This window comes from Burkholderiales bacterium, assembly GCA_015075645.1.
In the GTDB taxonomy this organism is placed as follows: domain Bacteria; phylum Pseudomonadota; class Gammaproteobacteria; order Burkholderiales; family Casimicrobiaceae; genus VBCG01.
The window spans coordinates 640,420-652,380 of the sequence record JABTUF010000001.1 but is presented as its reverse complement, the minus strand read 5'-3'; the positions used below and the strand labels follow the sequence as shown (position 1 = coordinate 652,380).

At 72.0% G+C, this 11,961-nt stretch carries 12 protein-coding genes and 1 tRNA gene; 7 read left to right on the top strand and 6 right to left on the bottom strand.

Translation table 11 applies throughout. The annotated features are described in order from the left end of the window. Nucleotides 1–37: 37 nt before the first annotated feature. Both HS109_02990 and argH read right to left on the bottom strand, forming a co-directional pair. Nucleotides 38–346, bottom strand: coding sequence for a SemiSWEET transporter (locus HS109_02990; GenBank protein ID MBE7521332.1), 309 nt, complete (start codon nucleotides 344–346; stop codon nucleotides 38–40). Further along, nucleotides 343–1,803 carry an argininosuccinate lyase gene (argH, locus tag HS109_02985; GenBank protein ID MBE7521331.1) on the bottom strand — a complete coding sequence of 487 codons (1,461 nt, stop codon included), beginning with the start codon at nucleotides 1,801–1,803 and terminating at the stop codon, nucleotides 343–345. The genes HS109_02990 and argH overlap by 4 nt, the downstream gene beginning before the upstream one ends. A 141-nt stretch (nucleotides 1,804–1,944) precedes the next feature. On the opposite strand from argH, the gene HS109_02980 reads away from it, so the two are divergent. The 5 genes from HS109_02980 to HS109_02960 all read left to right on the top strand — a co-directional run bounded on the left by HS109_02980 (nucleotide 1,945) and on the right by HS109_02960 (nucleotide 6,270). Beyond that, on the top strand, nucleotides 1,945–3,069 hold the full coding sequence (locus HS109_02980; GenBank protein ID MBE7521330.1) for a histidine kinase: 1,125 nt from the start codon (nucleotides 1,945–1,947) through the stop codon (nucleotides 3,067–3,069). Continuing rightward, complete coding sequence (locus tag HS109_02975) at nucleotides 3,062–3,832, top strand: response regulator transcription factor (GenBank protein ID MBE7521329.1); 771 nt, start codon at nucleotides 3,062–3,064, stop codon at nucleotides 3,830–3,832. Before HS109_02980 ends, HS109_02975 begins: the two co-directional genes overlap by 8 nt. Before the next feature lie 142 nt (nucleotides 3,833–3,974). After that, the gene (locus HS109_02970) at nucleotides 3,975–4,910 is read left to right on the top strand and encodes a carbohydrate kinase family protein (protein ID MBE7521328.1); all 936 of its coding nucleotides are present in this window, start codon (nucleotides 3,975–3,977) and stop codon (nucleotides 4,908–4,910) included. 4 nt (nucleotides 4,911–4,914) lie between these two features. Next, complete coding sequence (locus tag HS109_02965) at nucleotides 4,915–5,379, top strand: hypothetical protein (GenBank protein ID MBE7521327.1); 465 nt, start codon at nucleotides 4,915–4,917, stop codon at nucleotides 5,377–5,379. A 69-nt stretch (nucleotides 5,380–5,448) separates the two neighbouring features. Next, nucleotides 5,449–6,270: a 1-acyl-sn-glycerol-3-phosphate acyltransferase gene (locus HS109_02960; GenBank protein ID MBE7521326.1), complete on the top strand. Its 822-nt coding sequence runs from the start codon at nucleotides 5,449–5,451 to the stop codon at nucleotides 6,268–6,270. On the opposite strand, the gene HS109_02955 is transcribed toward HS109_02960, so the two are convergent. Further along, nucleotides 6,200–7,027, bottom strand: coding sequence for a symmetrical bis(5'-nucleosyl)-tetraphosphatase (locus HS109_02955; GenBank protein MBE7521325.1), 828 nt, complete (start codon nucleotides 7,025–7,027; stop codon nucleotides 6,200–6,202). The genes HS109_02960 and HS109_02955 overlap by 71 nt on opposite strands. Before the next feature lie 86 nt (nucleotides 7,028–7,113). Here HS109_02955 and HS109_02950 point away from each other — a divergent pair, with 86 nt between their 5' ends. Continuing rightward, nucleotides 7,114–9,126, top strand: a complete 2,013-nt coding sequence (locus HS109_02950) for a UvrD-helicase domain-containing protein (GenBank protein MBE7521324.1) — start codon at nucleotides 7,114–7,116, stop codon at nucleotides 9,124–9,126. 159 nt (nucleotides 9,127–9,285) lie between these two features. Here HS109_02950 and HS109_02945 read toward each other — a convergent pair whose 3' ends face one another. Then, entirely contained in the window at nucleotides 9,286–10,122 is an 837-nt protein-coding gene (locus HS109_02945) for a cytochrome c5 family protein (protein ID MBE7521323.1), read from the bottom strand. Between the two features lie 105 nt (nucleotides 10,123–10,227). On the opposite strand from HS109_02945, the gene HS109_02940 reads away from it, so the two are divergent. Continuing rightward, nucleotides 10,228–10,304: transfer RNA gene (locus HS109_02940), tRNA-Arg, on the top strand. 210 nt (nucleotides 10,305–10,514) lie between these two features. Here HS109_02940 and HS109_02935 read toward each other — a convergent pair. Together HS109_02935 and HS109_02930 are read right to left on the bottom strand one after the other, a co-directional pair. Further along, on the bottom strand, nucleotides 10,515–10,781 hold the full coding sequence (locus HS109_02935) for a hypothetical protein (protein MBE7521322.1): 267 nt from the start codon (nucleotides 10,779–10,781) through the stop codon (nucleotides 10,515–10,517). A 154-nt stretch (nucleotides 10,782–10,935) separates the two neighbouring features. Beyond that, complete coding sequence (locus HS109_02930) at nucleotides 10,936–11,847, bottom strand: hypothetical protein (protein ID MBE7521321.1); 912 nt, start codon at nucleotides 11,845–11,847, stop codon at nucleotides 10,936–10,938. Between the last annotated feature and the right edge of the window lie 114 nt (nucleotides 11,848–11,961).

Here is an 11,961-nt window from a genome sequence, read left to right as displayed (position 1 = left end):
CGTCGCGATGCGAGGAGGGTGGGAACGAAGGTGTCGATCATGGTCGCGGACGGCGCGCGGGCTGCGGCGCTTCGTGCCCGCCGCCGGCGCGGTAGCGCCACTTGAGGATCAGGATGACGAGCGCGAGCGCGAGCGTCACCACGTTCGCGACGATGATCGGCGCCGCGTCGAGGTGCAGGCCGTACGCGAGCCAGAGCGCGACGCCGAAGGCGAAGGTGCCGAAGGTCCACCACGAGAGGTCGTCCGCGTGGCGCACCTTCACGATGCGCACGATCTGCGGCACGAACGCGATGGTCGTGAACGTTCCCGCGACGAGGCCGAGCGCGTCGATCGGCGCCGGAGTCATCGGAGGGCCTCCTCGGCGTCGAGCGCCGCGCGCGCGGCGGCCGCGGCCTCACGGACGCGCCTCGGCGCCGTGCCGCCGGGATGGTCGCGGGAGGCGACCGAGCCCTCGAGCGTCAGCACGTGGTAGACGTCGGCGCCGACGAGCGGCGAGAAGCGCGAGAGTTCGGCGAGCGGCAACTGCGCGAGGTCGACGCCGCGCGCCTCCGCGGCGCGCACCGCGCGCGACACGACCTCGTGCGCGTCGCGGAACGGCAATCCCTTGCGGACGAGGTAATCGGCGAGGTCGGTCGCGGTCGCGTAGCCCTCGCGCGCCGCCTCGCGCATGCGCTCGGGCATCGGCGCGAGGCCGTGCGCCACCAGGTCGGCCATGATGTCCAGGCAGTCGGCGAGCGTGTCGACGGTGTCGAACAGCGGCTCCTTGTCCTCCTGGTTGTCCTTGTTGTAGGCGAGCGGTTGCGCCTTCATCAGCGCGACGAGCGCGACCAGGTGCCCGATGACGCGCCCCGACTTGCCGCGGACGAGTTCGGGCACGTCCGGGTTCTTCTTCTGCGGCATGATCGAACTGCCGGTGCAGTAGCGGTCCGCGAGCGTGACGAAGCCGTAGCGCGGGCTCGACCAGAGCACGAGTTCCTCGGCGAAGCGCGACAGGTGCACCATGACGAGCGCGGCGAACGCCGCGAACTCGATCGCGAAGTCGCGATCGGACACCGCGTCGAGCGAGTTCCCGCACAGTGCGTCGAAGCCCAGTTCCCGGGCGACGCGCGAGCGGTCGATCGGGTAGCTCGTGCCGGCGAGCGCGGCGCTGCCGAGCGGCAGCCGGTTCACGCGCACGCGGCAGCCGGCGAGGCGCTCGCTGTCGCGCGCGAACATCGCCTCGTAGGCGAGCAGATGGTGGCCGAAGGTCACCGGCTGCGCGACCTGCAGGTGGGTGAAGCCCGGCATGATCGTGTCGGCGTGGCGTTGCGCGAGGTCGACGAAGCCGCGGCGCAGGGCGCGCAGCCGCGCGGCCATCAGGTCGATTTCGCGGCGCAGCCACAGCCGCAGGTCGGTCGCGACCTGGTCGTTGCGCGATCGCCCGGTGTGCAGGCGCTTTCCGGCGTCTCCGACGAGCGCGGTCAGGCGCTTCTCGATGTTGAGATGGACGTCCTCGTCGGCGATCGACCACGCGAAGCGTCCGGCGCGGATGTCCGCGCGAATTTCCGCCATGCCGCGCTCGATCGCCGCGAGGTCCTCGCGCGAAATGACGCCGTTCGCCTCGAGCATCCGGGCGTGCGCGATCGAGCCGTCGATGTCGGCCTCGGCGAGGCGCCGGTCGAAGCCGACCGAGGCCTGGAAGCGGGCGACCCGTTCGGACACCGGTTCGGCGAAACGCCCCGACCAGGTGCCCGTCGCGGGTTTCGCCGCGTCGTCAGGGCCCGGTGCCGGCGGCGCGGGCGGGCGGGGGTCGGGATCGGTCATCGCGGTCGAGGAGGACGTTCGCTTGCGCGCCCTGCGATGTGTGCCGACAATCGCTGGCCCGGCGACGGACACCGCCGCGACCGGGCCCGCGTCGGTGACCGGGGCACGTGGCGGGCACGATGATTGCATGCGGCCACGCAGATGGCATCGATTATAAGGCAAAGCTCCCGCGACCGGATTCCGGCCCTGCCGGATTTCCGCAATCTCGGGACGATCCTGCGGATCCTCCTCGCCGTGAACGGCGCGGCGGCGGTGGTCGCGCTCGCGCAGTCGTCGGCCCCGGACGCGTTCATCGCGACCTGGGTCGCGATGACCGGATTCGTCGAGCCGCACCTGATCCTGCAACTCACGGTCCTCTACGCCATCGCGCCCTGGCTCCTGCGGCAGCCCGGCCGCGTCGGCGTCGCCTGCGTGTTCGCGTCGACGGTCGCCTGCGGTCTCGCCGTGCATGTCGCGCTGCGGCAGTTGCTGCCCGGCCTGCAGGACGTGCTGCTGCGCCACCTGCTGCTCGCGCTCGTGGCGACCGCCGCGCTGATCGCGTACTTCCAGCTCCGCGCGCGCGCGCTGTCGCCCGCGATCGCCGAGGCGCGGCTGCAGGCGCTGCAGGCGCGCATCCGGCCGCATTTCCTGTTCAACAGCATCAACGGCGTGCTCTCGCTCGTGCGGACCGACCCGCGGCGCGCGGAGGAAGCGTTGCACGACATGGCCGACCTGTTCCGCGTCCTGATGCGCGACAACCGCGAACTCGCGCCGCTCGCCGACGAGGTCGAACTCTCGCGCCAGTACCTGGAGCTCGAGAAGCTCCGGCTGGGCGAGCGTCTCGTCGTCGACTGGAACGTGAAGAGCATGCCCGCCGACGCGCTCGTGCCCCCGCTCGTGCTCCAGCCGTTGCTCGAGAACGCCGTCTACCACGGCATCGAGCCTTCGAGCGCGCCGGGAACGATCTCGGTCAACATCTTCCTGTCGAAGGGCGAGGTGCACGCGGTGCTCCGCAATCCCTATCGCGCCGCCGGCGGCCGCCACCACTCCGGCAACAAGATGGCGCTCGCCAATGTGCGCGAGCGCCTGGCCCTGCATTTCGACGCCGAGGCCTCGCTCGAGTCGAAGGTGCTCGAGCACGCCTACGAGGTCCACATCCGCATGCCCTACCGCACCGAGCGTCCCGGCGACGCGGCGGGCGGCGCCGCGCGCACGGCGCACGAACGCCGCGAGCCGCGACTTCGGCCGCCGACCCAGAACTTCCGCGCAGGAGCCGCCCATGCCTGACGTCCCGCTGCGCGTGATGGTGGTCGACGACGAGTCGCCGGCGCGCCGGCGCCTGCGCGAACTGCTCGACGACTGCGCGTCGTCGCTGCCGCTCGCGGTGGTCGGCGAGGCCGCGAACGGCCGCGAGGCCCTCGACCTCATGCAGTCGGCGCCGCCCGACCTCGTGCTGACCGACATCCACATGCCGGACATGGACGGCATCGAACTCGCGCGCCACCTGCTCAAGCTGCCGCGCCCGCCGGTCGTCATGTTCACGACCGCGTTCCAGGAGCACGCGCTCGAGGCGTTCGACGTGCATGCGGTCGACTACCTCGTGAAGCCGGTGCGCGTGCAGCGCCTGCTCTCGGCGCTGCAGAAGGTGCCGAAGCTGCGGCCGCTCGACGCCGAGCGCATCTCGCAGCTCCCGGGGAACGCGCGCCGCTTCCTGTCGGTCACCGAGCGCTCGCGCGTGGTACTCGTGCCGGTCGACGAGGTCGTCTACCTCAAGGCCGAGCTCAAGTACATCACGATCCGCACGCACGACCGGGAGTTCCTGCTCGAGGAGTCGCTGACCCGTCTCGAGTCGGAGTTCGGCCACCGGTTCGTGCGCGTCCACCGCAACTGCCTCGTCGCGCGCGACGCGATCCGCGGCTTCGAGCGGCGCGTCAACGACGACGGCGACGCGCACTGGGAAGTGCTGCTGAACGGCCTCGCCGAGACCCTGCCCGTCTCGCGCCGGCAGCAGGGCATCGTACGCGAACTCGCGCGCGACAGCGTCGGGTAGTCGCCGGGCGTCATCCGTCCGGCGCAGCCGGGCGCGGGAAGCGTCCGATCCCGCGGTGCGCGCGGGCCCGGGCGTCCGACGTCTCCCGGACGTCTTGGGCTAGACTCGCGTCCTGCCGAAGCTCCGCCGGGGCAGGGAGTCCATGAAGACGCTGATCTGCGGTTCGCTCGCCTACGACACCATCATGGTGTTCCCCGACCGGTTCGGCCGGCACATCCTGCCCGACCAGGCGCACATGCTGTCGGTGTCGTTCACGGTGGGCGAGATGCGGCGCGAGTGGGGGGGCTGCGCCGGCAACATCGCGTACAACCTGCAGGCGATCGGCGGCGCGCCTGTGGTGATGGCGACGCTCGGCGACGACGGCCGCGACTACCGGCAACGCCTGTCGAAACTCGGCATCGGCACCGAGGGCGTGCGCGACGTGCCGGGCGCGTTCACCGCGCAGGCGTTCATCATCACCGATCTCGACGACAACCAGATCACCGCGTTCCACCCCGGCGCGATGACGCGCTCGCACGACAACCACGTCGCCGACGTGCCCGGCGTCCGCTGGGGGATCATCGCGCCGGACGGCCGCGACGGCATGCTGCAGCACGCCGCGGAGTTCCGCGCCGCGGGCATCCCCTACCTGTTCGACCCCGGCCAGGGGATCACGCTCTTCGACGGCGCGGAACTGCTGTCGATGGTCGACGGCGCCGCGGCGGTCGCCTGCAACGACTACGAAGGGCGGCTCCTGTGCGAGCGCACCGGGCTCCCGCTCGGCGAGATCGCGGCACGAACCGGGGCGCTCGCGATCACGCTCGGCGCCGAGGGCTCGGTCATCCACACGGACGGCGCGACGGTCGCGATTCCGGCCGCGAAGGCGGAGGCCGTCGTCGACCCGACCGGCTGCGGCGACGCCTACCGCGCGGGACTCCTGTACGGCCTCGCGAACGGCTGGGACTGGGAACGCAGCGGCCGCCTCGCCTCGACGCTCGGGGCGCTCAAGATCGCCTCGCGCGGCGGCCAGAACCACGCGGTCAACCGCGATCGGGTCGCCGCGTTGTATGCTCGTTCATTCGGATCCACGCCCTGGTGACGCCATGGCACGACCGTTCGCCTTCACCGCGGCAGCGCTAGCGTTCGTCGCGGCGGGTTGCGCCCCGCTGCCCCCGACCGAGGCGACCTGGGCGCCCGCCCAGGCCGGCCGGCCGCAGACGGTGGAGTTCGGCGTCGTCGAGGACCTGCGCGACGTCCGCATCGGTGGCGTGCGGACCGGCGCGGGCGGCGCGACCGGAGCGGTCGTCGGCTCGGTCGCCGGCAGTTTCGTCGGCGGAAGCTGGGAAGCGAACGTCGCCGGCTCGATCATCGGCGCGATCCTCGGGGGCATCATCGGCGGCGCGATGGAGGAGAGCGCGACCGCGCGTCCCGCCGTCGAGGTCTCGGTGCGGCTCGACAACGGCGGCCTCGTGGTCGTCGTTCAGGACGTCGCGGTCGATGCCGCGCTTCGGCGCGGCGACCGGGTGCGCGTGATCTCGGACGGCATGCTCGCGCGTGTCACGCGGTAGTCGGCTCGCGCTCCCCGCGCTTCCACGGCCCGCACTCCCGCGGGCCGTGGTGTTTCCGGGCCACCCGCGATGACACTGCGCCGGCCTGACGCCGGACGCACCGGGCCGGTCGCGGCGCCGGTACGGGTCGTGCGCGCGGTGCGCGTCATGGCGCACTTCGCCACCGGTCTCGCCACCCAGCGTTTCCTCTTTCCGCGCGCGGACGCGTCGCGGCGGCGCGAACTCACGCGGTCGTGGTGCCGGAGGCTCCTCGAACTCATGAACATCGAGGCCCGTGTCCACGGCGACTTCGACCCGGCCGGCGGCAACGTGATGATCGTGGCGAACCACGTGTCGTGGCTCGACATCTTCGTCATCAACGCGCAGCATCCGGCGCGCTTCGTCGCGAAGTCGGAACTCGCGCGCTGGCCGCTGATCGGACGCCTGATCCGCGGGTCGGGGACGCTCTTCATCGAGCGCGCGCGGCGCCGCGATACCCGCCGCGTGAACGGCGACGCGACGCACGCGCTTCGCGCCGGCGACGCGATCGCGGTGTTCCCGGAGGGCACGACGACCGACGGCCGCGAGGTGCTCCGATTCCACGGATCGCTGCTGCAGCCGATCGTCGACGCCGAAGGCCGCCTCATCCCGGTCGCGATCCGCTACCACGACGGCGACGGCAGCCTGTCGTTCGCGCCCGAGTACGCGGGCGACACGAGCTTCGCGACGTCGTTCTGGCGCGTGTGCGGCGAGCGCCGGCTCGCCGTCGACCTGATCGCGTCGCCGGCGGTGCCGGCGGCCGCGCGCGACCGGCGCGAACTCGCGCGCGGCGCCGAGGACGCTATCCGAACGGCTTTGGCACGACGGGACGCCGCGACGGCACCTGGAACACGTGCCGGTCGGGCAACCTGACCGCGGTCAGCGTCCCGCCCCACAGGCATCCCGAGTCGAGCATCATCACGTTGGGCGCGAGGTCGAGGTCGAGCGTCGACCAGTGGCCGCACAGGACCGTCTCGCGCGCGGTGCGGCGGGTGTCGTGCGCGAACCAGGGCCGGAATCCGTCCGGCGCGTGCTCGCGTCCGCGCTTCTCGCGGAACTCCATCCGGCCGTCGGCGGTGCAGAAACGCAGCCGCGTGCACGCGTTGACCACCGCCCGCAGGCGGTCGTCGCCGTCGAGATCGTCGCGCCACGCGGACGGCTCGTCGCCGTAGAGGATCGAGAGGAAGCGCATCGCGTCCGCCCCCGCGAGCTTCGCCTCCACCTCGCCGGAGAGCATTTGCGCGTGCGCCGCGGTCCACGCCGGGAGGAGGCCCGCGTGCACCATCAGGAATTCGCCCTCGCGCACGACGAGCGGGCGCGTCCGCAGCCAATCGAGGAGGTCGCCGCGGTCCCTCGCCGCGAGCACGTCGTCGAGCGTGTCGCCGCGATGCGGCGGCCGGATGCCGGCGGCGACCGTCAGCAGGTGGAAATCGTGGTTGCCGAGCACCACCCGCGCGGCATCGCCGAGCGCCATCACTTCGCGCAGGATCGGCAGCGAACCCGGGCCCCGGTTGACCAGGTCGCCGACGAGCCAGAGGCGGTCGCTCGACGGCGAGAACCCCACGAGTTCGAGGAGCTGCACGAATTCCTCGTGGCAGCCCTGCAGGTCGCCGATCGCATAGTGCGCCATGATCGCGTGCGGAAAACGGCGCGCGCGTCAAGACTGCACGCGCTCCGCGCCGGTTGATACGATGCGCCCGATTGTAGCAATCGCGCATGTCCTTCCCGCTCAACCCCGCACAGGCCGCGGCGGTGCGCCGCACCGACGCGCCGATGCTCGTGCTCGCCGGCGCCGGCAGCGGCAAGACGCGCGTGATCGCGGCGAAGGTCGCGCACCTGATCGCGCAGGGCGTCGATCCGGCGAGGATCGTCGCGGTGACGTTCACCAACAAGGCGGCGCGCGAGATGCGCGAGCGCGTCGACGGGCTCCTCGCCGACCGCGGACGGCGCGGCGATGCGTCCGCCGTGCGCATCCAGACCTTCCACGCGCTCGGGCTCGCGATCGTGCGCGCCGAGGCGAAGACGCTCGGACTCCGCCCGGGCTTCTCGGTGCTCGATCCGCAGGACCTGGAGTCGATCGTCGGCGAACTCGTGGCCTCGGCGGACCGCTCCCGCGTCCGCAGGGCGCAGTGGGCGATCAGCCGCTGGAAGAACGCGCTCGTCGCGCCGGCGGTCGCGTTGCGCGAGGCGGTGGACGCGGACGAAAAGGCGGCCGCCAAGGCCTACGCGCACTACGCGGACGCGCTCGCGGCGTATCAGGCGGTCGACTTCGACGACCTGATCCGGCTGCCGGTGGAACTGCTGGAACGCGACGCCGAGGTGCGCGAACGCTGGCGCGCGCGCTGCGAGCACCTGCTCGTCGACGAGGTGCAGGACACCAATCCCGCGCAGTACCGGCTCTTCCGCGCGCTGGTGGGCGAGCGCGCCCGGTTCACGGCGGTCGGCGACGACGACCAGGCGATCTACGGCTGGCGCGGCGCGACGGTCGAGAATCTCGCGCAGCTCGAGCGCGACTATCCCGCGCTCGTCGTCGTGAAGCTCGAGCAGAACTACCGCTCGACCACGCGGATCCTCGCGAGCGCGAACGCGCTGATCGCGAACAACGCGAAACTGCACGACAAGCGCCTGTGGAGCGACCGGGGCCACGGCGACGCGATCCGCGTCGTCGCGGCGCGCGACGAGGAGGCGGAGGCCGAGATCGTCGCCGCGGCGATCTCCGCGCACCGCTTCGAGCACCGCGGCCGCTGGTCCGACTACGCGGTCCTCTACCGCGGCAACCACCAGTCGCGCGCGTTCGAGGCGGCGATGCGCGCGCAGTCGATCCCCTGCGAGGTGTCGGGCGGGCAGTCGTGGTTCGACCGCGCCGAGATCAAGGATCTCGTCGCCTACCTGCGCCTGGTCGCGAACGAGGACGACGATCCCGCGTTCCTGCGCGCGGTGTCGGTGCCCAGGCGCGGTGTCGGCCAGGCGACGCTCGCGAAACTCGCGCAAGCCGCCACCGCGGAGCGCTCGAGCCTCGCGCGCGCGATCCGCTCGAGCACGTTCGCCGCGGCGGCGCAATCGCGCGCGCACGAGACGCTCGTGCGCTTCGCCGACACGATCGCGGAGTTGCGCCGCCGCGCGCCGCGCGAGCCGGCCGGGCGGCTCATCGACGAGTTGCTGCGCGCGATCGCCTGGGAGGACCACCTCGTCTCGACCTTCGACAAGCGCGAGGCCGAAGCGAAGTCGCGGAGCGTGCGCGAGTTCGCCGCGTGGCTCGCGCGGAAGGGCGAGGCCGACCGCAAGTCGCTCCTGGACCTCACCCAGACGATCGCGCTCATCACGATGCTCGAAGGCCGGGACGGCGAGGGCGCCGACGCGGTGCGCCTGTCGACGCTGCACGCCGCGAAGGGCCTCGAGTTCCCGCACGTGTTCCTGGTCGGCCTCGAGGAAGGTCTGCTGCCTCATCGCGAATCGATCGACGCGGGCACGATCGACGAGGAGCGGCGTCTCCTCTACGTCGGGCTCACGCGTGCGGAGCGCTCGCTGCACCTGTCGTTCTGCCGCACGCGCTCGCGCGCCGGCGGACGCGTGGACTGCCAGCCGTCGCGATTCCTGAAGGAGCTCGCGCAGGACGACCTGCGCTGGGCCGGCCAGCCGCTGCCCGCCGACGAGGCCGCGCGCGAGAAGGCCGCGGGGGCGGAGCGGCTCAAAGCGATGAAGGCGGCGCTGGCGGCGCGGGGAAGCTAGCGGGTCTCACGGGACCACGACCTCCGGCGCGTTGACCGGCGCGCGGGCGTCCGGTCGAACTGCGCCGCTGCGATCTGCTGCGCTGCGACTCCGTCGAGTTGGCCGGCGCGCGAGCGTCCGGTCGAACCGCGCCGCGCCGAGCTGCTCCGCCTGAGCGAACTACTTCGCCGCAGCCACCATGTAATCGACGGCCGCCTTCACGTCGTCGTCGGACAGGTTGGTCGCGCCGCCCTTCGGCGGCATGACGCCGCCCTTGCCGGTGAACCCGCCGACCGCGTGCTTGTAGAGCGTCGCGGTGCCCTGCGCGATGCGCGGCGCCCACATCGCCTTGTCGCCGAATTTCGGCGCGCCGGCGATGCCCATGCCGTGGCACGCGGTGCAGGTCGTGTCGTAGATCTTCTTGCCATCGGCCTTCGTGGGCGCAGCGGCGGCGGTGGCCGGGGTGGCGGCCGCGGCCGCGGCGATCGGAGCGGCGGAAGGCGCGGGCGCGGCGGCCGCGGTGGCGGAAGCCGCGGCGACGGCCGGAGCGGTCCACTTCCCGCCCGACTGGTTCACCATGAACGCGACCGCGCGTTTCACCTCGTCGTCGGTGAGGTCCGGATTGCCGCCGCGCGCGGGCATCGCGCGGATGCCGGCGATCGCGTGCTGGTACGAGAGCTTGTCGCCTTGCGCGACGACCTTCGCCCAAGCCGCCTTGTCGCCGACCTTGTGCGCGCCGGCGATGCCGGCCTCGTGGCAGGTCTTGCAGGTCTGGGCGTAGACGGCTTCGCCGGTCAGCATGCCCTTGGGGCCGGCGGGCGCGGCGATCTGCACGGTGCCGACCGGGGCGATGCGCGCGAGCACCGCGGAGTCGTCGCCGGTGTCGTGCTGGCCGCCGGTGACGAGCTGGGTGATGAGCACGATCAGCGTGATCGGCACGAGGAAGGCGAGCACGACGACGACGATGAGCTGCTTCGGCGTCTTGATCAGCGAGGCGTGGGCATCGGGTTCGTTCATGGGCTGCGCGCGAGCGGCGGATCGGAACGGCGAAGTGGCTCATTATACCGGCCGACGCCCTCGATGGACGCGTGGCGTTCGCGCCCGCTACAATGTCGGGTTCGCGCGCCCGTAGCTCAGTTGGATAGAGTATTGGTTTCCGAAGCCAAGGGTCACAGGTTCGAATCCTGTCGGGCGCGCCATCCACTCCCGGCGAAGGCGGCGAGGACGCGCGACACGCGCGCGATCGCACGACGGATGGACGAGCCGTCGACGCGCGACACGTTGCCGTTCGGGCGACTCGAATCCGTTTCCGCCCACGCGCGTGGGCACCTGCCGAAAGCGTCACCCGCCGCCGGCCCCTGCCGGCATGAGCGGCAGGCGCAGGCGTCGACGACGACTTCGCGCGGCGTTCAGTACGGCGGAAACTCCGGCGACCAGCCGCGCGGATAGTCGAGCGGGTGCGGCGTCTTCGCCGACACGTAGTCGGGCGAGACGAGCGGCCGCAGCGTCGGCACCTCGCGGCGCGGCCAGTCGAGCTGCATCTCGTTGGGCGCGCCGCCGAGGAACCAGATCACCGGATCGGCGCGCGCGACGTAGCCGTAGCGGTCGTTCCAGGTGGCGCAGCCCGCGAGCGCCGAAGTCGCGACGGCGGCGAGGACGAGCAGGGTGCGGCGCATGGCGATCCTCCGGGACGGTGGCGTGGGGCGGGTCGGGGCAGGCACCCTCCGGCACGGCATTCGAGTGTCTCACAACCGCAGGCAGGATTCATGCCGGCGTCATGAATTCGACGAAGGGTAACGGCCACCGTGGCCGAAAAGCCACGCCGGCGGTTCAGAACCGCATCTGGAACGAGATGCCGAAGATCGGCACAGGGTCGAAGTCCCGCGACACGACTTCGTTGTCGTCGCGGTCGTAGAGCGTGATCTCGCCGGCCAGCGCGGCGCCGGCGTACAGGTCGAGGGTGCTCGCGGGCGTGGGCCGCCACGTCGCCCGCGCGAGCAGCGGGATCGCGTTCTTCTCGCCGACGCCGTCGGGCACCGATCCGTTGCGGTCGAGCCGGAACCGGTAGTGGCGCCAGGCGCCGCCGGCCGCGAACTCCCAGCGCTCGTCGTGGGTCCAGACGAGTTCCAGTCCCGCGCCGCCCGCCGGACCCGCCTGCGACGGATTGCGCAGCCGCAGCCGGTCGCTCAGCCGCCAGTCCACGATGAGCACCGGAAACGCCTCGTTCTCGCCGATCTCGCGGAACACGCCGGCGCCCAGTCCGAGCGTCAGGTCCGGCGAGAAGGTCTTGCTGACCGCGAACACCGCGCCCCAGTTCTGCGCGTCGCCGGTGCTCGCACCCGAGGCATAGGCCCACTGGATCGAAGGCAGGACCGTCCAGGCGATGCCGTTGCCCGCGGCGTAGACGAAGGTCCCCGCGATTGCTGGCCGATGGATCCGGCTGAAGGGCGCACCGCCGAACGCATTGTCGCCCGACCAGCGCCAGTTCTCCTGGTCGTAGCGCAGCGTGACGCCTGCCGTGACCTCCGGCGTGAATTGCTTCGTGAAGCTGCCGATCGCGAATGCGCCGTAGCCGCGCGTCTCGCCCCCGCCGTCGATGTCCGCGTCGAGTTGCGACCAGCCGGTGACCGACGCGTTCGCGACGCTCGCGCCGACCGGGAGGCCCTGTGCCGAGGCGGTGGTCCAGGCGAAGGCAATGACGGTCGCGACGAACGGAGGAGCAAGGCGGCGTGCGGACGGCATGGGAAGTCCCGGGCAGGCGGGGGAAATGCCCCGGCGCGAAGTCATCGGGCGCGGGTGCGGGATCGCATTGTATTCGGTTGCCCTTGAACCGTCGGCCGGGCCGGCGGGTCGTCG